Origin of the sequence: Sorangium sp. So ce124 (assembly GCF_051525235.1) — a bacterium.
Taxonomy (GTDB): Bacteria; Myxococcota_A; Polyangia; order Polyangiales; family Polyangiaceae; genus Sorangium; species Sorangium atrum.
In genome coordinates this window covers 10285172-10309720 of sequence record NZ_CP150312.1, presented here as the reverse complement: position 1 = coordinate 10309720, position 24549 = coordinate 10285172, and the positions used below count along the sequence as shown (strand labels likewise).

The 24549-nt window shown below is 70.4% G+C and carries 20 protein-coding genes; 7 read left to right on the top strand and 13 right to left on the bottom strand.

Annotated features, from left to right (window positions below; all coding sequences use genetic code 11):
• Window positions 1-2: 2 nt before the first annotated feature.
• The 3 genes from WMF19_RS38760 to trxA all read right to left on the bottom strand — a co-directional run bounded on the left by WMF19_RS38760 (window position 3) and on the right by trxA (window position 2852).
• On the bottom strand, window positions 3-1238 hold the full coding sequence (locus tag WMF19_RS38760; RefSeq protein WP_437894962.1) for a phosphoglycerate kinase: 1236 nt from the start codon (window positions 1236-1238) through the stop codon (window positions 3-5).
• Window positions 1239-1242: 4 nt separating this feature from the next.
• Window positions 1243-2268 (bottom strand): type I glyceraldehyde-3-phosphate dehydrogenase, encoded by a 1026-nt coding sequence (gene gap, locus WMF19_RS38755; RefSeq protein ID WP_437325166.1) that lies wholly within the window; start codon window positions 2266-2268, stop codon window positions 1243-1245.
• 260 nt (window positions 2269-2528) lie between these two features.
• The gene (trxA, locus tag WMF19_RS38750; protein WP_437277059.1) at window positions 2529-2852 is read right to left on the bottom strand and encodes a thioredoxin; all 324 of its coding nucleotides are present in this window, start codon (window positions 2850-2852) and stop codon (window positions 2529-2531) included.
• Between the two features lie 359 nt (window positions 2853-3211).
• Between trxA and WMF19_RS38745 the strand changes: the two genes are divergently transcribed.
• Window positions 3212-3934, top strand: coding sequence for a polyprenol monophosphomannose synthase (locus WMF19_RS38745; RefSeq protein ID WP_437325167.1), 723 nt, complete (start codon window positions 3212-3214; stop codon window positions 3932-3934).
• Between the two features lie 37 nt (window positions 3935-3971).
• Here the strand turns inward: WMF19_RS38745 and WMF19_RS38740 are convergent, their stop codons facing one another.
• Window positions 3972-5363, bottom strand: a complete 1392-nt coding sequence (locus WMF19_RS38740; RefSeq protein ID WP_437894961.1) for a serine/threonine protein kinase — start codon at window positions 5361-5363, stop codon at window positions 3972-3974.
• 156 nt (window positions 5364-5519) lie between these two features.
• Here WMF19_RS38740 and WMF19_RS38735 point away from each other — a divergent pair, with 156 nt between their 5' ends.
• Window positions 5520-6422, top strand: a complete 903-nt coding sequence (locus WMF19_RS38735) for a slipin family protein (RefSeq protein WP_272102745.1) — start codon at window positions 5520-5522, stop codon at window positions 6420-6422.
• Window positions 6419-7363 (top strand): hypothetical protein, encoded by a 945-nt coding sequence (locus WMF19_RS38730; RefSeq protein WP_437894960.1) that lies wholly within the window; start codon window positions 6419-6421, stop codon window positions 7361-7363. The genes WMF19_RS38735 and WMF19_RS38730 overlap by 4 nt, the downstream gene beginning before the upstream one ends.
• A 10-nt stretch (window positions 7364-7373) precedes the next feature.
• On the opposite strand, the gene WMF19_RS38725 is transcribed toward WMF19_RS38730, so the two are convergent.
• The 3 genes from WMF19_RS38725 to WMF19_RS38715 form a co-directional block, all read right to left on the bottom strand.
• Window positions 7374-8588, bottom strand: coding sequence for an STAS domain-containing protein (locus WMF19_RS38725; RefSeq protein WP_437894959.1), 1215 nt, complete (start codon window positions 8586-8588; stop codon window positions 7374-7376).
• Window positions 8589-8862: 274 nt separating this feature from the next.
• On the bottom strand, window positions 8863-9480 hold the full coding sequence (locus tag WMF19_RS38720) for a hypothetical protein (RefSeq protein ID WP_437894958.1): 618 nt from the start codon (window positions 9478-9480) through the stop codon (window positions 8863-8865).
• Between the two features lie 179 nt (window positions 9481-9659).
• Entirely contained in the window at window positions 9660-10043 is a 384-nt protein-coding gene (locus WMF19_RS38715; RefSeq protein ID WP_437894957.1) for a hypothetical protein, read from the bottom strand.
• Between the two features lie 465 nt (window positions 10044-10508).
• Between WMF19_RS38715 and WMF19_RS38710 the strand changes: the two genes are divergently transcribed.
• Window positions 10509-12395, top strand: a complete 1887-nt coding sequence (locus WMF19_RS38710) for an APC family permease (protein ID WP_437894956.1) — start codon at window positions 10509-10511, stop codon at window positions 12393-12395.
• A gap of 120 nt (window positions 12396-12515) precedes the next feature.
• On the opposite strand, the gene WMF19_RS38705 is transcribed toward WMF19_RS38710, so the two are convergent.
• Window positions 12516-13475, bottom strand: a complete 960-nt coding sequence (locus WMF19_RS38705; protein WP_272102739.1) for a gluconeogenesis factor YvcK family protein — start codon at window positions 13473-13475, stop codon at window positions 12516-12518.
• A gap of 45 nt (window positions 13476-13520) precedes the next feature.
• A complete protein-coding gene (locus WMF19_RS38700; protein WP_373372317.1) occupies window positions 13521-13820 on the bottom strand; it encodes a DNA methyltransferase in 300 nt (99 codons plus the stop codon).
• Between the two features lie 1283 nt (window positions 13821-15103).
• Between WMF19_RS38700 and WMF19_RS38695 the strand changes: the two genes are divergently transcribed.
• Window positions 15104-15991: a hypothetical protein gene (locus tag WMF19_RS38695; RefSeq protein ID WP_437901716.1), complete on the top strand. Its 888-nt coding sequence runs from the start codon at window positions 15104-15106 to the stop codon at window positions 15989-15991.
• A gap of 178 nt (window positions 15992-16169) precedes the next feature.
• Here WMF19_RS38695 and WMF19_RS38690 read toward each other — a convergent pair whose 3' ends face one another.
• Window positions 16170-17090: a transposase gene (locus WMF19_RS38690; protein WP_437894955.1), complete on the bottom strand. Its 921-nt coding sequence runs from the start codon at window positions 17088-17090 to the stop codon at window positions 16170-16172.
• A 398-nt stretch (window positions 17091-17488) separates the two neighbouring features.
• On the opposite strand from WMF19_RS38690, the gene WMF19_RS38685 reads away from it, so the two are divergent.
• Both WMF19_RS38685 and WMF19_RS38680 read left to right on the top strand, forming a co-directional pair.
• Complete coding sequence (locus WMF19_RS38685) at window positions 17489-18001, top strand: hypothetical protein (RefSeq protein ID WP_437894954.1); 513 nt, start codon at window positions 17489-17491, stop codon at window positions 17999-18001.
• Window positions 18002-18208: 207 nt separating this feature from the next.
• Entirely contained in the window at window positions 18209-20068 is a 1860-nt protein-coding gene (locus WMF19_RS38680; RefSeq protein WP_437894953.1) for a hypothetical protein, read from the top strand.
• A gap of 39 nt (window positions 20069-20107) precedes the next feature.
• Here WMF19_RS38680 and WMF19_RS38675 read toward each other — a convergent pair whose 3' ends face one another.
• From WMF19_RS38675 to WMF19_RS38665, 3 genes are all read right to left on the bottom strand, one after another.
• On the bottom strand, window positions 20108-20968 hold the full coding sequence (locus WMF19_RS38675) for a hypothetical protein (protein WP_437894952.1): 861 nt from the start codon (window positions 20966-20968) through the stop codon (window positions 20108-20110).
• A 139-nt stretch (window positions 20969-21107) separates the two neighbouring features.
• Window positions 21108-22340: a hypothetical protein gene (locus WMF19_RS38670; RefSeq protein WP_437894951.1), complete on the bottom strand. Its 1233-nt coding sequence runs from the start codon at window positions 22338-22340 to the stop codon at window positions 21108-21110.
• 906 nt (window positions 22341-23246) lie between these two features.
• Entirely contained in the window at window positions 23247-24497 is a 1251-nt protein-coding gene (locus WMF19_RS38665; RefSeq protein ID WP_437894950.1) for a serine/threonine-protein kinase, read from the bottom strand.
• Window positions 24498-24549: the final 52 nt, after the last annotated feature.

The window sequence follows — 24549 nt, the reverse complement described above, 5'->3', positions numbered from 1 at the left end:
CTTCACTCGCTCACCTCGGCCGACCGGAGCGCCTCGACGCCCGGGAGACGCTTGCCCTCGATGAGCTCGAGCGAAGCGCCGCCGCCGGTCGAGATGTGATCGAAGCCCTTGGCGATGTGCTCGCCGGCCTGCTTGACCGCCGCCGCGCTGTCGCCGCCGCCGACCACCGTGAAGCCGGTGGCGCCGCTCATGATGCGCGCGACGTCGAACGTGCCCTTGGAGAAGGCGGGCGTCTCGAAGAGGCCCATCGGGCCGTTCCAGAACACCGTCTTCGCCCTCTCGATCGCCTGACCGAACAGCTCGATCGAGCGGGGGCCGATGTCGAGCGCCATCGTGCCCTCGGGGATCGCGTCGACGGACGCGGGCTCGCCCTGCGTCGCGTCGATGCTCGAGGCGACGACGGCATCGACGGGCAGGAGGAGCTGGATGCCCCGATCGCGCGCCTTGCTCATGATCGTGCGCGCCAGCGGGAGCTTGTCCTCCTCGATCCGGCTCTTCTGCAGGTTCTTGCCCTGCGCGGCGAGGAAGGTGTTCGCCATCGCGCCGCCGATGCACAGGGTGTCGACCACGTTGAGGAGCGCCTCGACGACGTCGATCTTGTCGGAGACCTTGGCGCCGCCGAGGACGGCGACGTAAGGCTTCTCCGGGCGATCGACGAGCCGGGTCAGCGCCTTGAGCTCCTTCTGGAGGAGGAGGCCGGCGGCGCGCTCGCGCATGAGGCGCGGCAGCGCGTGCACCGACGCGTGGGCGCGGTGCACGGCGCCGAAGGCGTCGTCGACGTAGACGTCGCAGAGCTCGGCGAGCTGGCGCGCGAAGCCCTCGTCGTCCTTCTCCTCCTCCTCGTGGAATCGGAGGTTCTCGAGGAGGCAGATCTGGCCCGCCCGGAGGTCGTAGATGACCTTCTTGGGCGAGTCGCCGACACAGTCGTCCGGCAGGTGGACCTCGTAGCCCGTGAGCTCACTGAGCCGCCCCCCGCACGGCTCCAGCGAGAGCCCCTCGGTCTTGCCCGGCTTCGGGCGGCCGAGGTGCGACGCGAGGATCACCTTCGCGCCCGCCTCCATGACGAGCTTGATCGTCGGGATCGCCTCGCGGATGCGCGAGTCGTCCGTGATCTTGCCCGTCTTCTTGTCGAGCGGGACGTTGAAGTCGACGCGGATGAAGACGCGCTTGCCGCTGAGGCCAGCAGCGCCCGCGGCGGCGGCGAGGTCTTCGACGGAGCGGATTCCGGTGAGCTTCACGGCGCTAGACGCCCTTCCTCGCCACGAGCTGCGCGAGGTCGATCATGCGGTTCGAGAAGCCCCACTCGTTGTCGTACCACGAGAAGATCTTCGCGAAGCGATCGCCGAGGACCGTCGTCATGGTCGCGTCGAACGTGCTGGACGCCGGCGAGCCGATGAAGTCGCCCGAGACGAGCTCCCGATCGGTGTAGTCGAGGACGTCCTTCATCGGCCCCTGCTCGGCGGCCTGCTTCATCGCGGCGTGGATGCTCTCCTTCGTGACCGGCTTCTCGGTCTCGAGGGTGAGGTCCACGAGCGAGACGTCGACCGTGGGGACGCGGACCGCGAGCCCGTCGAACTTGCCCTTGAGCGACGGGATGACCTCGGAGAGCGCCTTCGCGGCGCCGGTGCTCGAGGGGATCATGTTGACCGCGGCGGCGCGCGCGCGGCGCAGGTCGCCCTTGCGGTGCGGGATGTCGAGCAGGTGCTGGTCGTTCGTGTACGAGTGGACCGTCGTCATCAGGCCGCGGACGATGCCGAAGTTGTCGAGCATCACCTTGGCGATGGGGGCGAGGCAGTTCGTCGTGCAGGAGCCGCACGAGATGACCGTGTGCTTCTGCGCGTCGTAGAGCTCGTCGTTCACGCCCATCACGACCGTGAGGTCGTGGCCCTTGGCCGGCGCGCTGATGATCACGCGCTTGGCACCCGCGTTGATGTGGCCGGCGGCCTTCGCCTTGTCCGTGAAGAGGCCGGTGCACTCGAGGACGATGTCGACGCCGAGGCTCTTCCACGGCAGCTCGGCCGGATCCTTCAGCGCGAGGACCTCGATCTTCTGGTCGCCGATGCTGATGTACTTGTCGCCTGCGCCGACCTTCGCCGCCTTGAACTCGCGGTGGATCGAGTCGTACTGGAAGAGGTGGGCGAGGGTCTTCGGATCCGTCAGGTCGTTGATGGCGACCAGCTCGATATCCTTCACGCCGCGCTCGTAGAGCGCGCGGACAATGCAGCGTCCGATGCGCCCAAAACCGTTAATTGCGATCTTCGTCGCCATCACGAACTCCTGGGAAAGTGGCCGGCGCGAGTCGTAGTCACCTCGCGCGCGACGGTCAAGCAAAGCCTCAGCCGCGGGGCGCCGGCGACGTGGAGCGCCGGCGGCGGCGGGGCCGCGGCCGGCTGGCCGGAGCGGCGCCTCGCCGGGAGGGCTTTCGGTCGATATTTGGGGTGGTTTCGGTCTGTGGGAAGGGGAGCGCCGGCGCGCTCGGGCTCTGTCGCGCCGGGCTCTATCGCGCCGGCGTCACGCGCGGCCGCGGATCAGACGCCGAGCTCCTTGAGGAGCTTCTCCTTGCTCGCGACGCCGGTGTACGAGCCCGCCTTCTCGCCGCCCCGGAACAGGATGCACGTCGGAACGGCGCGGACGTTGTATTTCTGGGCGAGCTTGGGCGCCGCGTCGATGTCGAGCGAGCCGACCTTCAGCGTGCCCTGGGACTCGGCGGCGATCTTTGCGACGATCGGCGCGAGCTGCTTGCAGGGTCCGCACCAGGTAGCCGTGAAGTCCACGAGCACGGGGATGGGGGAGTTGAGGACCTCGGACTCGAAATTCTCGTTGGTGAGGGTGAGGACGTGCTCGCCTGCCATGATTGTCTCCGTCGGTGCCGCGCTGTTCATGTTCGGGGCCGCGCGGGTGGTGCGCGGGGCGCGCCCCGTGAGTTGACCGAGGCCGCGCCAGCCTATCGGCCCGATGCAGAGCGGACGCCCTGTCGGGAAAGGAAAGTACCCGGCGCGCACGCCTCCGGCAACCCACAAGGCGCTCGCGGCGCACCCCGCGGAACCTTCCGCCTGCGCCATCGTTTTGGTAGATCGCCCGGCGGAGCGCCCCTGCTGGCCGACGCAGCGGAGGCCTGAGGGCGAGCGGACGCCCGCGAATCCGGCGCGCGGCGCTGCACGGTGCGCACGACCACGCGTGCGAGCGCCCGCTCGCGCGGCGCCGAGCCAGGATGGCCCCCCGAACCCTCATCATCACGCCGACGTACAACGAGCGAGACAACCTCGCCGAGTTCGTGAGCTCCGTCCTCGCGGCGGCCCCGGACGCGCACGTGCTCGTCGTGGACGACGCGTCGCCCGACGGGACAGGCGCCCTCGGCGACGAGCTCGCCGCGCGCGACGGGCGCGTCCGCGTGCTCCACCGCGCGGCGAAGCGCGGGCTCGGCACGGCCTACCTGGAGGGCTTCCAGCGCGCGCTGGACGGCGGCTATGACGTCGCGCTCGAGATGGACGCCGACCTCTCGCACGACCCGCGCCACCTGCCGGCGTTCCTCGACGCGATCGCCCGGGGCGCCGACGTCGTCCTCGGCTCGCGCAACATGCCGGGCGGCGGCGTGGAGGGCTGGGGCCTCGGGCGGCACGTGCTCTCGAAGGGCGGCTCCCTCTACGCGCGGGCCATCCTGGGCGTCGGCATCCGCGACCTCACGACCGGCTACAAGGCGTTCACGCGGCGCGCGCTCCTCTCGCTCGATCTCGGCAGCGTGCGCTCGAACGGCTACGCCTTCCAGATCGAGACGACCTACCGCGCGCTGCGCAAAGGGCTCCGCGTGGTCGAGGTGCCGATCGTGTTCGTCGACCGCCGCGCAGGCCGCTCGAAGATGAGCCGCCGGATCTTCGCCGAGGCGATCGTCGAGGTCTTCCGCCTGAAGCTCGACGCCGCGCGCGGCCGCATCTGATCGCGCGGCCCCGCCGGAGCGCGAGCGCGCGCTGGGCTCAGCGTTCCCCCGCGCGAGGCGGCCGCGACCCGGCGTGCGCGCGGCCCTGCTCGTCGGCCTCCAGCTCGTCGAGCTCCTCGTCCAGCGCGACGTCGCCGTCGTGGATGCGCGAGCGACCGGGGGCCTCCTGCTCCTCGAAGCGCACGCGCGCCGCCTCGGCCTGGCCGCGCTCGGCAGCGGCGTCGGGCTCCGGGCGCCCGCGGACGGCGCGGGTGGCGCGGCGCAGCGCGAGGTCGGCGACCCGCCCGGCCCTGCGCACGTTCGGCGCGGCCTTCTCGCGCAGCACGCGGCCGAACACCAGGGACAGCAGCGTCAGCACCGTCGGGACGATCACCCCGAGCGCGAGGCCGACGGCGATGCGCGCGACGGTGAGGCCGAACAGCGCGGCCACCAGCGGCAGGCCCACCAGGCCGCGATCGAGCGACGGGCGCCCCTCGTGCCGGCGCGCGCGCCGCTCCTCCTTGCGCGCGCGTCTCACCTCCCTGCGCTCGTCCTTGCGCGCGCGCTTCTCTTCCTTGCGCTCGTCCTTGTGCGCGCGCCTCTCCTCCTTGTGCGCCCCGCGCTCCGCGGGCTCGCGAGCGCGCTCGGGGGGCGCGCCGCCCGCTTCGAGCCCCGGAAGGAGCGGCGCGATACGCGCGGCGCGGCGGTCCGGGTCGGGCTCCAGCATCGCGGAGAGCGCCCGGACGAGGCGTGGATCCGCGCGATCGCCGAGGGCAGCAGGCACGTCGATCGCGAGCCCTCGGTGCGGCAGGTTCTCCGGCTCCTCGCCGGTGAGCAGGCAGAGCGCGGTCGCGCCGACGGCATAGACGTCCGACGCGGGCAGCGCGCGGCCCTGGAACTGCTCCGGCGCCATGTACCCGAACGTGCCGACCACGGTGCTCCCGCCCTCGGGACGCATGCGATCGCGGACCGCGCCGAAGTCGACGATCGCGAACGAGCCGTCGGGCCGGCGGATCACGTTGTTCGGCTTGATGTCGCGGTGGATGACAGGCGGCGCGCGGCCGTGCAGGTAGTCGAGCACGCCCGAGGCGTCCCTCAGGAAGCGGAGGATGTCGTCCCGCCCGAGCACCGCGCTGCGACGGCGCATCGCGCCCAGGCTCTCGCCGTCGATCTTCTCCATCACCAGGAAGAGCGCTCCGTCCTCCTCGAAATGATCGAGGTAGGCCGGCAGGCTCGGGTGCGAGAGCGACGCGAGCACCCGGGCCTCGCGCTCGGCGAGCTCCACGCTCTTCCAGCTCGAGGCGCCGCGGATCTGGAACCGCTTGATCGCGACGAGCTTGCCGAGCCGCTTGTCGACCGCCTCGAGCGTGTGCCCCTGAGCCCCTTCGCCGAGGGCGCGCGTGATCACGTAGCGCCCGTCGCGCAACGCCTGGCTCGGCTCGGCACCCATCGAGGGAGCGAGAGTACACCGCCCGGGCAACGACACCAGGTCGAAGCCGCGCCTGGGCGCCCGCGAGCGCGCGCGAACGTCCGGACGTCCGGACGCCCGCCGACGCGCGCGCCGCTCGCGCGGCCCGCGCCATGCGCTCTGCTAGAGTCGCGGGCGATGTCCCTGATCCTCACCGTGCTCGGGCTGTTCGCCGCGCTCTACCTGCTGTCGGGGCTGCGGCAGATCAACCAGTGGGAAGTCGCGCTGCGCTTCACGCTCGGCAAGCTGACCGGCCGCCTATCTCCCGGCGTGACGCTGTTCCTCCCGGGGCTCCAGGAGCTGCGGCGCATCGACACGCGGATGAAGAACCGCGATCTCCTCCAGCAGATGGTGATCACCCGCGACAACGTGACCACGATGGTCGATGCGGTCGTCTATTACCGCGTCGTCGATCCGGAGAAGGCCACGCTGGCCGTCGAGAACTACGAGACGGCGATGAAGGACCGCGCCAAGGTCGTGCTGCGCGACGTGGTGGGCGAGACGCGGCTCGACGAGCTGCTCGCGCACCGCGAGGAGGTCGCCGCCAAGGTGCGCTCGCAGGTCGAGGCGGTGGCGGCCGCGTGGGGCCTGCACGTGGAGATGATCGGCCTCCAGGACATCGCGCTGCCGCCCCAGATGCAGGAGGTGCTCGCGAAGGGCGCGATCGCCGAGCGCGATCGGCGCTACGTGGTCATCAAGAGCGAGGCCGACGTGGAGAGCGCGAAGAACTTCGCGGAGGCGGCGGGCATCCTCGCGCGCTCGCCCGGGGCGATGGAGCTGCGCCGCTTCGAGGCGCTGGCGAACCTGAGCCAGGGCAACACCAAGGTGATCTTCGACCTCGCGAAGCCGTACGACGACGTGCGGCACGCGGCGGTCGCGATGGCCGAGGCGGCGGTCACCGAGGCGAAGCCCGTGCGCGTGCAGCAGGGGCAACGCGCGGTCGACGCCGAGGCGCAGCGCGAGGCCGAGGCGGCCCTCGAAGAAGAGGCGGCGCTCGAGGAGCAGCGGACGGCGCGGCGCGGGCGCATGGGCGGGGCGTGATCCCGGCGCTGACCGCGCTCAAGGCTGCGGTCGCGGCGCTGCTCGAGGCGCGCGGCGAGCGCGGGCTCTCCGCCCTCGTCGTCGGCGGGGAGCTCGCGCTCGCCGCCCCGCCCCAGCGGTGGACGCTGGGGTCGCGCGAGGTGAGCGCGTCGCGCCTCGCGCTGGCCGTCGACGCGCCCGAGTTCGCGGCGCTCACCGCGGATCCGAGCCGCCTCGCGGCGGTGAAGGAGGCGTTCGCGAGCGCGGTCCGCACGCCGGAGACGGAGCTCGCCGATCTGTCGCTGGTGCTGCGCCTGCCCGGCGTCGGGCGCGGGTGGAGCCATATCTACCGGGAGGCCGCCCTCCCGGCGGCGCCGGAGCGGCCGGCTCCGGACGCGGTGCTCGGCGGCGCGGCGGCCCTGCTCGAGGCGTCGGGCGACGCGCGGGGCGCGGCGATGCTCCGCCGCGCGCGGCTCGAGGAAGCGCAGGTCGCGGGCGGCGGGGGCGCCGCGCTGGTGCGCTGCGTGGTGCGGCTCGAGCCGGCGGATCGCGCGGCGCTCGACCGCGACGGCGAGCGCGCGGAGCGGCTGCGGCGGGCGGTGCGCGACGCGGGGACGCGCGCCTCCGCGGCGATCGCGTCCGTGGAGCTCGCCACGGCGCTCTACCCGCTCGGCGGAGCGGCGGCGCCGGAGGCCCGGCTCGCGCGGGCGCTCGCGGCGCGCGGCGCGGTGGCGGTGACCATCCGCGGCGATGACGGGCCGGAGGGCGAAGGCGTGGAGCTCGCGGTCGTGGCGTCCGGCGAGCTCATGCGCGTCCGGATCACGGCGGCCCCGGAGCGCGATCACGGCGGCTGGAGAGCCGAGGCGATCCGCGCGATCACGGTCGCGGCCGGAGACCTCGCGAGGCCGGAGCGGACGGAGGAGCTCGCCGCGCTGCTCTGCGGCGGCGGCGAGCTCCCGTGACGCGCCCCGGTCAGCCCCGCGCCGGCAGGCCGGGCGTCGCGGCGCCGTTGCGCGGGGAGCTCTCCGGGCGGGTCATGCTCCGGATCGCATGCTGGAGCGCCGCGCGCAGATTACGTTGCGTGTTGAGCTGCGAGAGGTCGAGCCCGAGCGCGACCATCGTCTGCGCGACGTTCGGCTTGATGCCTGCCACGATCCCGTCGGCCCCGAGCAGCCGGATCGCCGTGACGAGCTCGATCAGGTGGCTCGCGACCTTCGTGTCGACCACCTCGACGCCGGTCAGGTCGAGGATGGCGAAGCGCGCCTGCTTCTCCACGATCTTCGAGAGCAGGCTATCCATCACGTCGGCGGTGCGCATGCTGTCGACCGTCCCCACCATCGGCAGCGTGAGCACACCGTCCCAGACCTCGATGATCGGCGTCGAGAGATCACGAATGACCTTCTGTTGCGCCTCGATCTGCTGCAGCTGGGCGCGCAGCTCCTCCTCCGTGCGCCTGGACTCCGAGATGTCGAACGACAACCCGAGCAAGCCGCACACGGGCCCGCCGTCTCCGTCCCGGAGCGGGGTTATCCAGTTGTCCCAGTAGATATCGTTCGTGTCGGTGCGAAAGCGGCGCACCGTCCCGTCGAACCAGCTGTTCATGTCGGAGTCGACGTCGGGCACATCGATGGCGGACGCTCGTGGCTGCTTCCCATAAAGCTCGATCCAGTTGACTCCCAGGAGCTGCCCGGGTTTGAGCCCGGCGTTCGGGAGCGCTTTGCCGTCGTGATAGAAACAGATTCCATCGCGATCGAGGGCCCAGAACGCCAGTTTGTCCACGTGGTTGACGAGGCTATCCAGGATGCGCGCCTTGTTGCGCGCGCTCGCCAGCTCCTCCTCGGCGAGCTCGGGTGCCGCCCGGAGCGATCCGAAGACCGCGCTGCGCTCAGGCGAACGCTTCGCGTTGCACACCATCGGACGGTACGCCCCGCGCGCATCGCGAAGGCGGACGCGAAATGAGACGGGTTCACCGGTCTGCTCGAGCTTCGCCCACGCCGCGAGCAGCGCTGCGCCATCCTCCGGGTGAGCGAGCTCTGCGAACGTGACGCCTCGCTCGCTCGCAGGGCCGATGACCTCCCGCAAAACATCGTTCTCGTGGAGCAGTCCGCCCGCCACCGAGGCAACGAAGAGCAGCTCAGGACAGCGGGCGAAGAATTCCGCAAACAGGGTGTCCGAAGTAACATTCATCACACGAGCACTCTCCCCTGGAGCTCAGAAAGGCAGCAGGGTATCGCACGCGACGCTCTCGGGGGAAGAGACTCGGCCGCAGCGGCTCATGGCGATGAGGGCACGTACGACGACATCTACAACGACGTATGAAAGAGGACGACGATACGCGCAGCGCAGGCGACTCGGGGCATGAGAGCACCCACTCTTTGCTGGATTACGGTCGCTGGTTCGTCGCTGATCGCCAGGTCGAGCTCAGGGATTGGCAGGCTGCTGCGACGGCGAGCCCCTGCGCTCACCGATCCGCCGACAGCTCGGCGAGCCACGCCGGATACCCCTTCGATTCAACGGACGTAAGGCCGAGATCGGGCACCTCCACGAACACCGCGCGGCCAACGGCGTAGAGCGATTCGAGCAGGATCGCTGGTGGACCGAACGCTTCGAGGCCCAGCGACCACGCGGCCGGAGCAGCCGCGCCCTCGCCTTCCGCCACAGCGACGCGTGTCAGCTCGACAGCACATCCGGCTCTGGGGCGCCCGCCGTCCATCACCTCGACGGCGCGTCCGCCCACCAGCCCGAACACCCTCACGCGGCGCTCCTTCGTGAGGGTCGTCCACGCGCTGTCATCGGCGTCCGTCGACGAGAGGGTGAGCTTCGTCCACCCCTCCAGCTCACCCAGCACCGTGGGAGAGAGGTGGATGGGGCCGAAGGCGCAGCCCCGGAACTTGATCTCCAGGCTCGTCGGCCGACCGCCGCGCTTCTTGATTCCGAGATCGGCGCGCCGCAGGCGCCGGTAGCCGTCATGCCGGGGCGCCTCGGAGGACGCACCCGAGAACCACGACACGAGCCGCGCCGCCCGAGCGTCGTCTGCAGGCAGGAACCAGCGGACCTCGATGCTCTCCCGGATATCCATGGCATCCTCCCGGCCGCGCGCTGGCGGCGCGTCGGCACCACCACCTCCATGATGCCAGAAATGGGGACAGGTGTGCCGCCGGCGCGGCGAAGGTAGGATCTCGGGTCAGGCTGCCTTCTGCCGGAGCTCGCACGGCTGCTGGCGGTCGAGCGCCCCTGCACGCCGCGGCGCGTCCCCGGCTAGACCCTCGACGACGCCCTGAACGAGTCCGACACGACCTTCTTTGCAAAGTCGACGATCGGCTCCCTGGGGACGTTCTGGATCGCGTACTTGACCGCGTAGCCGCCGGCGAGAAGGGTGAGCTGGCGCAGGATCTTCGAGCTGGCGAGCACGCCAATCGCAAACGCTGCTCCGCCGATCGCGATCGGGACGACGTACGGGACGTCCTTGACCTTGGCCTGGATGTTCTTGGCGAATTTCAGCAGCATGTCGAGGCTCACCGCGCCCTCGCCGCCCTGCGTCTGCGGCGCGCCAGGCTCGTGCGAGCCGGACTCCTGCGAGCCGCTCTCGTAGATCCCGTTCTTGTACCCGCCCGAAGTGTACTGTTCGTTACTGATGCTCATAGCGCTCTACCTCGTCCTGAGATGATCAGCCACGGAAGTGGCGATAGCCCCCCCCGGCGCTATGCGAAGCACATACCAGCAGGAAGCGCCGGAGCGGCCGACGCGCAGCAACGGTGAGCCCGCGCGGCTCGCGCCAGCAGCAGGCGAGCCGCTTGCGCCAGCGGCGAGCGCGCTCACAGGCGAGGGCGCCCGCCTGCGATGAGGCAACTTGGCCGGGCGTGGCAAATGATCCCACCTCGATCGGTTCGCACGCCATCGCGTCGCATCGGAGGAGAGGCTGCCCGTGCAAACGTCGAATGCGACGGGCTGCGCCCACGCTCATGGAGACGACGCCCGTGCTCGATCAGCACCGCTGACGAGCGCTCGGCGCGAGCTTGGAGCACCGGTTGCACGCCGCGGCTCCGACCGACGCGCGCGCAACGTAGCTCGCTCCCGGCACACGCCTTGCGTGAATCGCCTGCACCCATGTCGCTCACGACGGTGCTGTTCGGCCGGCGGCTGGCCTCGGATGAAGAGGAGAAGGAACAGATCGGCCCGCTCTCCGGGATCCCGGTCCTGGGCCTCGACGCGCTCGCTTCCGCGTCGTACGGCCCCGAGGCCGCGCTCACCGTGCTCATCCCCCTCGGCGCGCTCGGCGTCCACTACATCGTGCCGCTCAGTGCCTTGGTCATCGGGCTGCTCGCGATCGTCTACGTCTCGTACCGCCAGACGATCGCGGCGTACCCGAACGGCGGCGGCTCGTACATCGTCGCGAAGGAGAACCTCGGCACGCGCGCCGGCCTCGTCGCGGCGGCGGCGCTGCTCATCGACTACGTGCTCAACGTCGCGGTCGCCATCTCCGCGGGGGTGGGCGCGCTGGTCTCGGCGGTGCCCGCGCTCCTGCCCCACACCCTGGTCCTCTGCCTCGCCGTCCTCACCCTGCTCACCGCGGCCAACCTGCGCGGGCTCCGCACTGCAGGCCTCGTGTTCCTGGCGCCGACGTACGCGTTCCTCGGCTGCCTCTTCGCGGTGATCGCGATCGGTATCGGGAAGACGATCCTGCACGGCGGGCACCCGACGCCCGTGGTCGCGCCGCCCTCGCTGCCGGTCGCGCTGGGGACCGCGAGCCTGGCGCTCCTCTGCCACTCTTTCGCGAGCGGGTGCACCGCGATGACCGGCGTGGAAGCGGTGAGCAACGGCGTCCCTGCCTTTCGCAAGCCGAGCAGCGAGCAGGCGCGCCGGACGCTCTCGTACATCGTCGCCTCGCTCGCCATCCTGCTCGCCGGGATCGCGATCCTCGCGCGGGTGTACGGCGTCACCGCCACCGAGCCCGGCAGGAGCGGCTACCAGAGCATCGTCTCGCAGATCGTGGGCGCGGTCGTGGGGCGCGGCCCATTCTACTACGTGACCCTGACCGCCGTGGTTGCGGTGCTGATGCTCTCCGCCAACACCAGCTTCGCTGACTTCCCCCGCCTCTGCCAGCTCCTCGCGCTCGATCGCTTCCTGCCCGAGCCGTTCATCCACCGCGGCAGGCGCCTCGCCTTCTCCTACGGCATCGGCGTCCTCGCCGGGCTCTCGGCCCTCCTGCTCGTCGTCTTCCAGGGCATCACCGACGCCCTCATCCCGCTCTTCGCGGTGGGCGCGTTCCTCGCCTTCACGATGTCGCAGGCAGGGATGACCGCGCACTGGCGCAGGGTCCGCGGCAAGCGCTCCCGGCTCCACCTCGCCGTCAATGCGACCGGCGCCACGGCCACGGCCGCCACGCTCGTCGTCATCATCATCTCGAAGTTCACCGAGGGGGCGTGGATCTCGACCCTGCTCGTGATCGCAGCCTTTCTCATCTTCTGCAATGTGCGACGCCACTACAAGCACATCGACGAGGTGGTTCGCGACCGCGCGCCGCTCGATTTCACCCCACCTCCGCCGCCGATCGTGGTGGTCCCGATCAGGCGCTGGGACCTCGTGGCGCAGAAGGGGCTCCGGTTCGCGCTTCGGCTCTCGCCCGAGGTCTACGCGCTCCAGGTGCTCCTCGACGATCCTCGCGTCGAGGACCTGAGCGGCGAATGGCACGATCTCGTGGAAGCGCCCGCGAAGGAGAAGGGGGTGCCGGCGCCGCGGCTTTCGGTGGTGCGGTCCCGCTACCGGCGGCTCTTCAGGCCGCTGCTCCGCTTCGTCACCACCCTCGCGCGCGCCCACCCGGATCGGCAGGTGGCGGTCGTCGTGCCGGAGGTGGTCGAGTCACGCTGGTACCATTACCTGCTCCACAACCACACGGCGTCGATCCTCAAATGGCTCCTTCTCTTCCGGGGCGGGAAGGGCGTTGTGATCGTCAACACGCCCTTTCATCTGCCCGACGCGCCGAATGCCGCCTGATCGTCGTGCGCGGCCGCGCCGGCCCGAGGCCGCCGGGTCAACCCGGGAGCGCCGCGTGGCGGCGCGCCGCCGGTGGCCGTCGAGGGCGGGGCCAGGCGCGGCGGAGCCTGGCCCGGGGCCTCACCACCACGATCGCTGGCGGGCGAGCGATACGATCGCGGCTGAGAGCTTCTGCGGGTCGTGGCGAATCAGCTTGCCGCCGAACAGCAGGTCGGCGGGGACGAGGAGGTCGGAGGCGAGCGGTTTGTCCGGCGAGGTCACGACCGGTTCAGAGCCGGCGGAGGCGTACTCCTCGAGGCCCTCGGAGGGCCAGACGTCGTTGACCAGCACCGCGTCGAGCCGGGCCTCGCCGAGGTACATGGCGATGGTCCCCACGAAGTCCTCGACCGTGTAGCCGGGGGTCTCGTTGGGCTTCGTCATCAGGTTGCACACGAACATCGCGCGGGCGCGGCTCGCCGCGATGGCCTCGCGCACGCCCTTGACCAGGAGGTTCGGCACGAGGCTCGTGTAGAGATCTCCCGGCCCGAGGATGATGAGATCGGCGTCCGCGATCGCGTCGAGCGCCGCTGGATACGCCCGGGCCTCGGGATCGAGATAGACCGAGAGCACCGGCGCATCGAGCATGTCGGAGAGGTTGTCAATCGAGGCTTCGCCGCGGATGGTCCGGTCGTTCTCCAGGTGCATCACGAGATCGACGTGATCCATCGTGACCGGGAGGACGCGGTTCTTGACGGAGAAGATCTCGTGCAGGCGCTCGACCGTGAGGGGGAGCGAGCCGGTGATCTCCTGCACCGCGGTGAATATCAGGTTGCGCAGGGTGTGCCCGCCGAGGCTCCCCGAGCGGAAGCGGTGGCCGAGCAGCTCCTTCAGCGCCTCCGGGTGCTCGGACAGGGCGACGAGGCAACGCGTGAAGTCGCCTGGCGGCAGGAGGCCGTACTCGTCCCGGAGCCTCCCGGAGCTCCCGCCCGAGTCCATCATGGTCACGATCGCGGTGATCCGGGCGCTCAGACCACGCAGGCCCGTGAGGAGCGTGTAATGGCCCGTCCCCCCTCCCACGGTCACGATCTTCGGCGTCGCCATCGGGGAGCAGGCTACCATGCGGACGAGCGGGGCCGATACCGACCGTCAGGCCGCCGAGATCTCGGCGCGCGGCTGCGGCGCGCACTTCGCGAGGCGGCGCGACGCGACGGCGTGGTACGTGGGCGCGATCTCCGCGCTGTAGCAGCGCCTGCCTGCGGCGAACGCCGCCACCGCGACCGAGCAGAGCCCCCCGAATGGCTCCCAGACGACATCGCCTGGATCGGACGATGCGCGGATGATGCGATCGAGCAGCTTGAGGGGCTTCTGGTTGCCGTGGATCGACCGGGTGTCCTCCTTGAAGCGTTCGGGGCCGCGGACCGCGGGCTCCTGCCAGACGTTGGTCACGCCGACCTCGCAATGGAATTTCGCTCTCAGGGTGGCCCACTCTTCACCCGTCAACGGCCGCTTGCCGTCGACCGAGAAGTAGGGTCGTCCCTCGGGGCGGCCGTGCGCGTTCGCGAAGGCGGCGATCTGCTCGAACGCCGAGGCCGGGGGGTAATACCAGAGGTGGCAGCGTGTGAAGTACTTCCTCGTGGCCGCGTTCTTCACGCCGCACGCCTCGTTCGTCTGGCACAGGGGGAGGCCCGAGCGCTCCCACTCGTGCCGCAGCCAGGCCTTGAGGGGCAGCCGCACGCCGCCGCTCTGCAGGAGGACCTTGCGCACGTACTGAACGCACACCTCGCTCACCACGGGGAACTTGCGCAGCGTCCGGGTGTTCGCGTTGCCCGCGATGTGGGCGATTCCCTTGTCCCAGACGTGGCAGGTCCGGTACTCCCATCCGTGCTGCTCGAGCAGCGGGTGCACCGTCGCCCAGCCGATCTCCGTCGCCCAGAACCAGAGGGTGGCGGACGGCAAGGCGCGCTCCGACCAGACGGCGACGTGGGGCTCGTACCATGCGGCGAGCCCGTCGTGCGTCGGGGGATCGCCGGGAAAACCGGAGACGCCATAAGCACCGTCGGAGACAATCACGGTGGGTCTCGGCCAGGAGGCATAGTGCTCCAGCGCGTCGCCGAGCGTCAGGGTGGGGTGGAGGTTGGTCGATGCGCGCTTCACGGGGGGCACGCGGCCATCCAATCGAACTGCGCGGATCTGTCAACAAAACGGCGGACGTCGGCCCCGGCGAGCCGCGTGGACCCGCGCGCCAGGGGGCGCGGGCGGGGCGGGCCTCCGCCGGGGGCGTGCTTTTCCTGGCGCGCTCCGCCAGCGCCTCGGGCTCTCGCCGACCGCGCTCCCCGAGCGCCCGGATTCGGCCGATCCGTACGACATCGCCGCCCTCCTGTCGACGCTGGGCGCAACGTCAGTCGCAACGTCGGTCGTGACGGCCGTCGGACGCTACGTCGCTCGCGACGTCAGTCGCAACGTCGGTCGTGACGGCCGTCGGACGCTACGTCGCTCGTGACGGCCATCGGGCGTCGGGCGCAAATTCGGTCGCGACGGCTGACCGCCGCGCCGCCCCTGCGGTGGGCGTCGACGCGCGGATCTACGAAGACGTGCCCGGAGGTCGCCCGGAGGAGACAGCCTGTGGAAATGAGGGGAACACTATCCGCGCAGGATCGCGCACGACCCGTGTACCGCCTTCGTGCCGGTGATTGAAGAGATCGCTCGTTCGGCGTATGTTCGGTGGCTTGGTGCGCAACTTCGCTTTGCCGGCGCTCCGCGGCGATGCCCGCGATGAGGCCGACACCGGTGTGACCAACCTACGCGGGGCCATCGATTCCACACGGGAGGAAATCATGAATGCATTGAAGCGCATGAGCTCGAGAGCCGCTGTTCGCGCGCTCCCGGCCGTCGTTCTGGCGGGGTTGAGCCTGCTCGCGCCGCGCCCGGCTCAGGGCCAGACGGCCGAGGAGCCAAGCCATTTCTACTGGGCCGACACGCTCGTGACCCACATCGCACCGGTAAACAATGAATATGGTAGCAGCACGACCTATGTTTATTGGGCCGGCGTAGGAGGAGCCACGGAGTATCGGAGCCGCAGCTTGTGCGCGTCGTTCGTCACGAACGTCCTCAAGCAGGCCTATCAGCTGTCCGTCTACGACATCAACACATGGTTCGGCAGCATGAGCCCGAACGCCGCGCTGTACCACGACAGGATCATCGAGGAGGTCGGCTTCGAGCAGATCATGACCGTGAGCGAGATCGAGGCCGGCGATATCGTCGCGATCGAGTATCCGGCGGGGAGCACGGCGAGCGGGCACGTCGCCATCGCAGCAGGCGCTGCGGTGCCACGCGTGGCGACCTATCCGTTCGTCACGGGGACAATCCAGTATGCTCTCCTCGTCCTCGACTCGAGCACCACGGGCCACGGGACAACCGACACCCGGCGCAACGCGGACGGCTCCTGGCACCCGGGTGTTGGCAGGGGTGTCATGCGCCTCTATGCCAACAGCAATGGAACGATCGTGGGACACGCCTGGAGCACGCAATCGGGATCGACCTACTATGGGACGCAGGTGCGCGATATCGCCGTCGGCCGGATCACCGAGCCGTATATCGAGCTCCCTCTACCGCTGTAGCGACGCGCTCGAACCGCCCGCGCTTCCTCAGCCACCAGGCCCGCTCACGCGATCGCGGCGCCGTTGACGTGTAGCTTCACACAAATCACACGATCGTGCACGCGAACGGAGGGCGTCCGCCGCTCATTCGCCCTCGATCAGCAGCCCAGATGCCGCGTCGGCGTCCCGATCGTTCCTGTCACGACACGAACGCATCATCGTTCACGGCCACGCCGTGGAACACGCGCATCCACCACGTTTCTGCGGGAAACACCACGCTGCGCAGCCCTGCACGCCATTGTTGGAGCGCGTCACGGTATGCCGCACGAAATGCGCGGACGGCGGCAACCGCGGTTCTTCGTGCGTCTGAATACCCTCTCCCCACCGCAAACGTTGGATTGAGGCCGCGAGGCGCCTCGAAGCTCGTCGCGCGAGCGTCGGGCGACACCGTGCATGCGCGCTCGGGGCCGAGGAAATTGCGGCCATTTCGATGAATCGCGGCGCGCGCCTCGGCTTCCTTCCGCTCGAGCTCCGCCGCCACCTCGCGCCGAAAGGCGTCCGCGTCACCATCCGCCACATCTGGCGGAAGCGAGATCGCAATGGCGGCGTGCTCAGGCCATGCGGGGTTGCTCGAAGCAAAGTAGACGTCAGGACGCCTCGCCCGCAGCTCGCCACGGCCGATTTCGTTGACGAGCACCTTCGCTCCCGGCCATTCCTTCGCACGTCGCACCAGCCCCGCCTCCACCGGGTTCGCCAGTGAATATGAAATCTTTTCCACCACGGCCGCCCGCGTCAAGAGGCGAACAACGCTGGTCGCTTCGTGGCCCCAGACCGGCCCATCCCAGGTTCGGAGCACCTTGGTCCCCAGCGCCACGAGGCGATGAAACAGCTGCAGGAATCGCGGAAGTACGCCTTCGACGTCAGTGACGACGATGTGCAGGTGCGTGGACATGGCGCACAACGCATGCAGGCGAATGCCGTAGCGCCTGGCCGAAACCGCAAGTGCATAGATGATCAGCTGAGTGATCGCGGCATCTGGCCTGAAGAGGAGGTGTCGCCGCAACGCGCGTCGCGTGAGGAGATAGGTGGCACCTGCAACAATAGCGCGAGGCTGGCTCATGACTGCCGACTATGCCAAACGCGTGCCGGGGCCCGCGGCCAATGATTTCGCACACTTAATTTTTCGAGACCCTGGCGACTGCTGTTTTCCGCTGGCGCCCGCCATGACTTAGGGACCGCCCCGTAGACAACACGTATCGGGTCTCACCAAGGCAACGTCGGTCCACCAACGTCGGTCAGGCACCAAGGCAACGTCGGTCAGACCGGCCGGGCCGGCAGGCCGGCAACGTCGGTCAGGTCGACAGTCAACGGCAACGTCGGTCAGCCCGGCACGGGCCCAACAGGAGCCTCCGTTTCCGGTTGACATCTGGCACGGCGCATGGATCAACCACATTGCGCGCGTTCATGGTTGTCGACCTCGTGCGATGCTCTCGCCCGCCATGCTGCTGGAGAACTCCCATGCACCGACCCCTCCTCGCCCAAGGCCTCGTGCTGTCGCTCTCGCCGTTCGGGTGCTCTACTAGCCCGGAAATTCCTGAAGCGTACGGCATGGCGGTCATGACCGTGAACGGGGAGAGCTTGGTGCTTGACACGGGGGATAGCGGCAAGCTGCCTGTCCCCGGATTCGACGACAGCTGGGACGTTGACTGCTCCCGCCTCAATGGCGAAACCAATCTGGAGCTGGTGGATCACTCGAAGGAAAGGAGGGGCTTCTACTACCTCGATCTCCATCTGCTCGGCAGCAAGCGCAAGGGCGGCGACGCTGCTGTCGTGAACATGCGAATGTACGTCGACGATGCGCTTTTCTATGGCTCTTGCCGTGCGACGCTCCGGACATCGTCCGAGGACTCGCACGAATGCAGGTTCTCTTTCGCTGACTGTGGCCTGAACTCGCTCGGCGCTGCCCAGGACGTTGTCCCAGCGCGCCTCGAGTTCGCGTCATTCCACTTGAAATGGTGCTTCGTCCCGTGAAGGGGCGGGGCGCGGTATGTCCGAGGACAGCTCCTCCGCGGCGCGTCGTGGCTCGAGACGACTGACGCCGCTCCACAGGGCGTCCCCACAGAGCGCGAGGCGCTCGCACCGGGCGCGAGGTCGGGCACTGCGTGCCGCAATGAGGCTTGGCGGAGTGCCCCGAGGCGGCGCTGGCCGGCGCGTCTGCCCGCAGGTACACCTCGATCCATGGTCGATGCGTCTCCCCGGCGGAGGTTCAGCGCCGCGTTCGTTCGGTGGTCTCGCCGGGTCCGGCGGCGGCTCGCGCTCGATCTGGTCCTCACCGGCGCCGCCGCCGGGATGATGCTCGGCGCGGTAGGCGCAGCGGTCGCCTGGCACATGCGGCAAGGCGCGCTGCGCCCCTGGATGGCCGCGGGCGGCGTGCTCGGCGCTGTGGCTGGCGCAGCGGTGGCGCACCGGCGCCGGTGGACTGACCCGAATGTCGCGTTGTTTCTCGACGGCAAGCTCGGCTCCGCCGAGTCGGTCTCCACGGCCGTTGAGCTCGCAGCGGCCGAGGACGCGACGGACGGCGAGCCCGGCGCCGGCGCATCCGCGGCCCGCGAGGTGGTGTTTGCCCACGCGGCGGCGGCCCTCGATGCCGCAACCGCCCGGCAAGTCCGCACGCCCCTGTGGCGACGCTGGCATGCCGGAGCGCCCCTCGCGGCAACGGCCATTGGCTATCTCAGCTGGCTCCCCCTGCCACCTGCGCCCGCTGCGGCGGCGCCCCCACCCGGGGCAGAGCAGGTGCGCCTCGCCGAGATCGCCGGCCTCGAGCGGGTGGTCCGGCTTGCCGAGATCGACGCTCGGGACGCGGAGCAGCACGATCGGCTGAAAAAGCTCTCGGACGACGCGAAGAGGCTCCGCGAAAAGCTGAAGAGCGGCGTCGAGCGCCGCGAAGCGCAGGCCGAGCTCGGCAGGCTCCGCGACGCGATCACGGCCGAGCGGCTGTCGCTCGGCGAGGGCGAGCAGCGTCATGGGATGGAGTCGGCGCTCGGCAAGCTCGGAGAAGACCCTCAGCTGAAGCGGGCTGCAAAGGCGCTCGGCGATCGCGACCTCGTGGCGTTCGACGAGGAGATGTCGCGGCTCGCGAACAAGCTCGAACGGGACGACCGCGAACGGGCCAGGAAGGTGCTCGAGGAGGCCGCCGAAGCCGCCAAGAGGGCCGGCGCCCCCGGCGTAGCGGAGGCGCTCGAGGAACAACGCAAGCTGCTGGATCAGCGCGGCAAGCAGGCCGACGCGTTGAGGGAGCTGGCGGAGGCGCTCGGCGACGGGCTCGGCGACGAGGGGCGCGACGCGCTCCGCGAGCTCGCCCGGACGGGCAGCGACCGCGACGCGCGGCGGCTTGCTGGCAGCCTCGAAAAGGCGCTCGAAAAATTGAGCATCGAGGAGCGCAAGCAGCTCGCCGAACGCTTGAAGCAGCGAATGGCGCAGTCCCCGGAGAGCGCGCTCGGAGAGCCCATATCGAAGGAGCAGATGCGCGAGCTCGCACGGCAGCTCGAGACGCCGGACGGACGGCAGCAGCTCGAGGAACAGCTGCGCCGGATGGCCCAGGAGGGGAGCCCGAGCAGCGAGGAATCGAAGCGCCAACGAGCGCTCGACGATGCGCAGCGCGGGGCGGGCGAGGCCGAGGGGCAGCTCGGGGGGACGCCGCTCCCGATGCCGATCGCAGGCGGGTCAGGCCAACCGGGGTTGGGCAGCCAGGAGCGCGGACAGGGCGGGCAGCAGGGGTCGTCGGGGGGCGGGGACGGCAAGCAGGGGCCGGCGCAGCCAGGTCACTCGGAGGGCGGCGGATCGGGCAGCCACGAAGGGCAGACCGGCGCGATCGCCGGGGGTGAGCTGCGCTCACGCGCCAGCGCGAGGCTCAACCCGGGTAGGCCGATGCCGGGGATCGTGACGGGCCGAGCAGCCGGGCGCGCCGGAGACACGGCCAACGTGCGCGGCGAGAGCGCGCTCGGTGTCGTGGGTCCCCAGGAGCTCGGCGGTGTCGAGCGCAGCGATGTCCCCGAAGAGTACCGCGAGCAGGTAGGCCGTTACTTCCAGCCGCGCTGAGTCCGGGGACGAAATGTGGAGCGCGCAGCGGCCACCGGCCTAGAAGCTCGCGCCCAGCAGCAGGCCGTTCGCCTCTCCGCTCACGAACGGCGCGGCATACAACCGGGGGACCCCGGCCTTGGTGACCGGCGTGCGGCTCGACGCGGAGAACGCGTACAGGGCCGTCCCCGCGAGCACCACGCCACCGCCGAGGAAGCTCCAGAACGAGACGTTGGCGAGCGTTGTCTGGGCGTCGCGCAGGTCGGTGCGCCTCGCGCTGCCGAACGGCTCCGTCGCCGCGGACTCGCCCTTTGCCGTGGAGAGGATCGCGAAGGTCACGCCCGACGCGAGCCCGAGCAGCCCGACGGCCCCGCCCGCGACCACCAGCGGAATGTTCGGGCCCGAATCGAGGCTGAGGGCGATGCTCTGGTCCGAGCCCCTCGCCACGAGCAGCGAGGTCGACGTCCTGGCGCCAGCGCGGCGTGCGTCGATCGTGCGCTTGCCGGGATCGACGAACACCTCGGTCGCGAGGGGCGAACGCCCGACGAGCTTGCCGTCGATGAGCACCTCGGCATCGTCGACGTTCACGCTGATGCGAAGCGCTCCGACCTGCGACCGGGCGACGGCGAGCCGCTTCTGTAGGAAGCTCTTCTTCTCGGCCTTCTCGCCGAGCGGAAAGGTATTGAGCGCGTACAGGAGGTGCTCGGCCGCCTCGCGGGGCTGGTTCACCTCCAGCTCGACATTCCCGAGGTTGCCCGCCACGTCAAAGCTCTGCTGGAGATCCCACGCCGCCTGATAACGCGCCTCGGCCTCGGCGAATCGCGCTTCATCGTAGAACCTGTTCCCCTCCCGGTAGAGCTGCGCCGCGCGCTCGCCCGCGCGCGACGTCGCAGGCGGGGCGTCGGTCGGAGAGTTCGGCATCAGCCGAGCCTCGCCCGTCGCGCTCGCGACGCTCGGCCCCAGAAGAACCGCCGCGCACGGGAGGAGTAGAGACAGGTATTTTAAGAATGGCTTTCGCATGGTGGCTGGCGGGAGAAATGCAATCCGGAGAGGCGACGCCTCAGGGGAAGGGACGCGGGGGAGCGGTCGTCCCCGGGGGCGTTGTGGGCGACGCAGAGGGCGCGGACGGCGGGACCGGTGGTGGGATCGGAGGGCTAACAGCCGAATCGTAGATGTCGTCCGCCGCGGTCGCAGGCTTGGTGGGACGCTTCACCTGCGCAGCAGGACGGGTTGATGACGGACGGGCGGCGACCGTGGCCGCCGAGTGTGCGGGCGGCGCGCTCGGCTCCGCCGAGGGCGACGCCGTCGGAACCTCGGGCACGGCGGGAACGGGTCGCTCAGCGGTGGGCGGCGGCTCGATCGCCGCCGGAGGCGGATGTTCGGGCTGCGCGCTCGGCGTGGGGGTCGCGAGGCCGGCGGGATCGGGCGTGGGAACGCGGCCGCCCTCGGCCAGCGTCGGGTCCTGCCCGCTCGTCGGATTGGCCGCACGCCACAGCACCCAGAAGCCTGCGACCGTCGCGCTCCCCAGAAACACGAGCAGCGCGAAGAGCGCCAGCGTAGCGCGGCGGCGGCGCGCCGCGAGCACCGCCGCCGCGGCCGCTGCGGTCACCGCGGCGGCGTCGGGCCGCGCAGCGGCCGGCTGCAGCCCCGCTCGAGAAGCGGCGGCTGCTGGCTGGAGGGCGGCTGTTCCCATCGGCCTCTGCTTCCGGGACGACGGCCCGCGCGGGCCGGACGACTCGTCTTCGGGCGGCGGCCAGACGCCGCTGCCGACACCGACGCGGGCCGTGCGGACGCCACCGGGACGCGCGCCGCCCTGCCCATCGGGAGCCCCCGGGGGGCCCGGCAACCCCTGCACAGGGATCCTGCGCATCGTCGGCCGGTTCCGTTCGTCGACGCCCTTCAACAGCGACGGCGCTACCTGGATCTTCTGCTGATCCATCGCCTGGTGCTCGCGATTCGGGGGCAGCGTGACCGGAGGAACATACACCTGCTTGTCGCTCGGCCCCGCCTCGCGATCCTGGCGGCGCCGCGGCCTGGGCTCGCCCCACTGCACCATCCGCTCCGCGGGTGGCGCTGCGGGGCCGGTGTTTCCATCTTCAGGTCTGCGGCGCGGCTCCTGCGTAAGCGCTCGCTGTTGCGCCGGCGAGGGGTGCTCTTGCGATGCAAAATTCGGCGTGTCGTACCCGCGCGGCGGCTGCTGCGGCAGCGTCGGTTGCTGCGGCGCGGCGTCGCCCGCAGCGCCCTGAGCAGCCGGCTGCCCTGGCGAGCTCTTGTTCGCGTTCCTGTTGGTCATGCCTGCCCCTCTCGCCACGCGCAAAAGGCGCGCTGCTGCCCAACGTGGGCAGCAGCGCATCGAGCCCTCGGTGCAAGACGTCGCGCTGTCATGGGCGCACTCCCGAGGTGATCTGCCTCGACCGCTGCACTGCAGACGGCGTGGCGGGTGCCGCGACAGCGCTCCGACGAGCCCGGGGGCACGGGAGGCCAGCGTCGAACGTGCGCTGGCCCGCGCACGATACCTCGGAGCTCGCTCGGGGACAGGGCCACGGCATGGACCCGAAGATACTCCACCCGGCCGCCACCACCACGCACCCAAGCGTCACCACCCCCTCCGGAGCGATGCCAGGGTCGCCCGACGGGAGGGCACGGGCATCGGGAGCCGGCGCCGTCATGGACGTGAAGGTGCCGGCTCCTGATGCTCGAAGGCTCCGATGTTGCGAACCATGACGTCGCGCGAGGCGCGGCTCCGCGGCTCGACGGCGCGCAAAGTCGACTCTGGCCACCTTCTTGCTTCCTCACCGAACCACGCGAGTGTTGCTCACTACTACGCCGCCAAACTTTCTGTGTGCCATGGCATCGATTTTTTGCACCCAGATCGATGGCCCGCACCCAGGTTGAGCCTCTCTCCTGCCTCCTGTCCCGCACCCAGGTTGAGCTTGGCCCTTGGCCCTCACCCAGGTTGAGCTGCCTTGAGGTTGAGCTGCCTTGCCTCGGAGCTGCCTCGTGGCCCACACCCAGGTTGAGCCTTCCAGGGTTGAGCCTTCCATCCACCACGCCGAGGTTGACCCCTCCGAGGTTGCCCCTTCCGACCCAGGTCGGCCCTCTCAGCCTCAGCGCTCCCATTCCGCAGCCCGCATCGTAGCGGGTTCGTCGCGCCGGGTGACGTTCCTGGCATCCGCGGCGACGACGCCGTACACGCCTGTCAGCCCACGAAGCTCACCAGCAACGCCAGGGTGAAGCCGAAGAGCACCACGCTCACCACCAGCAATCCCATGGCCGCCCAGCTGGCCTCCGGGCGCGCGGGCCGTCGCGCGCGGCGCGCCCTGCTTCTGTGCGCCTCCGAGGCGCGCTGCTGCGCAGCTCCTGGGGTGGCCTGCGCAGCCATGTCCAGCGCCGTCAGGCCGAACGCCTTCACGGTCGCGCTCAACGTCGGTGGGAGCACCGGCGCCCGGACCGGCGGCAGCGTAAGGGGCGCCGTGCGCTGCCAGTACGACCCCGACGGTACGACCGACCCACCATCCACCCCGCTCGATAGCCCCGCGGCGATGCGCGACAGCTCCGCCGCGAACGCCGCAGCGTCCGGGAAACGGAGCTCCGGACGCTTCTCCAGCGCCCTCATGATCGCGCGGTCGAGCTCCGGCGGCACCGGTCGTGGCGCATGGCTCGACGGCGGCGCCGGGACCTCGCTCGCATGGGCGCGCACGAGCTCGTGGACGCGCCTCACATGCTCGAACGGATCGCGACCGGCGACCAGCGTGTAGAGCACCACGCCGGCCGCATACACGTCGGTGCGCGCATCGACGGCGAGCCCGCAAGCCTGCTCGGGCGAGAGATAGCGCGGCGTACCGACGAGCACCCCCTCCTCCGTCTGGTAGAGCGACGGGGCCGGCGCGCGCCCATCGCCGCGCGGAGCGACCACCTTGGCGATCCCGAAATCGAGCACCTTCACCACGCGCCGCCCCTGCGCGTCCGCGTCGCACACGAAGAGGTTCTCGAGCTTCACGTCGCGGTGGACGATGCCCGCGCCGTGCGCCGCGGCGAGGCCCGCCAGCGTCTGCGTCACGAGATCGAGCGCCTCCACCGCCGGCAACGCGCCGCGCGCCGCGAGCTCCTCGCGCATCGTCCGGCCATAGAGCCGCTCCATGACGAGGAACGTCCTCCCCTCGGCGGTCCGCCCGAAATCGGTGACGGTCACCAGGTTCGGGTGGGCGAGCCGCGCCAGCGACTGCGCCTCGACGCGCATCCGCTCCACGAGCCGCGGCTCGCGGTTCAGGTCGCGGTGCAAGAGCTTCACCACCACCGGCTTGTCGAGGCCCACGTGCGCCGCCTCGATCACCTCGCCCATGCCCCCTCGCCCCAGCCGACGCACGGGCCGGTACGGCGTTCCATCCAGCAAGGTATCGCTCAGCTCAGGCGCCGCGCATCGGCAGTCTTCGTGCGAAGGCAAGGCCATCCTCTGCGGGTCGAGGTGGTGCCGCCGTCGTCACACGACGCGAGGAATCGAG

Excerpts from the sequence above, each read along its gene's own strand:
- WMF19_RS38710 (WP_437894956.1), top strand. The coding sequence starts at position 10,509 with ATGTCGCTCACGACGGTGCTGTTCGGCCGGCGGCTGGCCTCGGATGAA.
- WMF19_RS38675 (WP_437894952.1), bottom strand. The coding sequence starts at position 20,968 with ATGCCGAACTCTCCGACCGACGCCCCGCCTGCGACGTCGCGCGCGGGC.
- WMF19_RS38735 (WP_272102745.1), top strand. The coding sequence starts at position 5,520 with ATGTCCCTGATCCTCACCGTGCTCGGGCTGTTCGCCGCGCTCTACCTG.
- WMF19_RS38725 (WP_437894959.1), bottom strand. The coding sequence starts at position 8,588 with ATGAATGTTACTTCGGACACCCTGTTTGCGGAATTCTTCGCCCGCTGT.
- WMF19_RS38690 (WP_437894955.1), bottom strand. The coding sequence starts at position 17,090 with ATGAGCCAGCCTCGCGCTATTGTTGCAGGTGCCACCTATCTCCTCACG.
- WMF19_RS38720 (WP_437894958.1), bottom strand. The coding sequence starts at position 9,480 with ATGGATATCCGGGAGAGCATCGAGGTCCGCTGGTTCCTGCCTGCAGAC.
- WMF19_RS38685 (WP_437894954.1), top strand. The coding sequence starts at position 17,489 with ATGCACCGACCCCTCCTCGCCCAAGGCCTCGTGCTGTCGCTCTCGCCG.
- gap (WP_437325166.1), bottom strand. The coding sequence starts at position 2,268 with ATGGCGACGAAGATCGCAATTAACGGTTTTGGGCGCATCGGACGCTGC.
- WMF19_RS38680 (WP_437894953.1), top strand. The coding sequence starts at position 18,209 with ATGGTCGATGCGTCTCCCCGGCGGAGGTTCAGCGCCGCGTTCGTTCGG.
- WMF19_RS38745 (WP_437325167.1), top strand. The coding sequence starts at position 3,212 with ATGGCCCCCCGAACCCTCATCATCACGCCGACGTACAACGAGCGAGAC.
- WMF19_RS38665 (WP_437894950.1), bottom strand. The coding sequence starts at position 24,497 with ATGGCCTTGCCTTCGCACGAAGACTGCCGATGCGCGGCGCCTGAGCTG.
- WMF19_RS38715 (WP_437894957.1), bottom strand. The coding sequence starts at position 10,043 with ATGAGCATCAGTAACGAACAGTACACTTCGGGCGGGTACAAGAACGGG.
- trxA (WP_437277059.1), bottom strand. The coding sequence starts at position 2,852 with ATGGCAGGCGAGCACGTCCTCACCCTCACCAACGAGAATTTCGAGTCC.
- WMF19_RS38670 (WP_437894951.1), bottom strand. The coding sequence starts at position 22,340 with ATGACCAACAGGAACGCGAACAAGAGCTCGCCAGGGCAGCCGGCTGCT.
- WMF19_RS38740 (WP_437894961.1), bottom strand. The coding sequence starts at position 5,363 with ATGGGTGCCGAGCCGAGCCAGGCGTTGCGCGACGGGCGCTACGTGATC.
- WMF19_RS38705 (WP_272102739.1), bottom strand. The coding sequence starts at position 13,475 with ATGGCGACGCCGAAGATCGTGACCGTGGGAGGGGGGACGGGCCATTAC.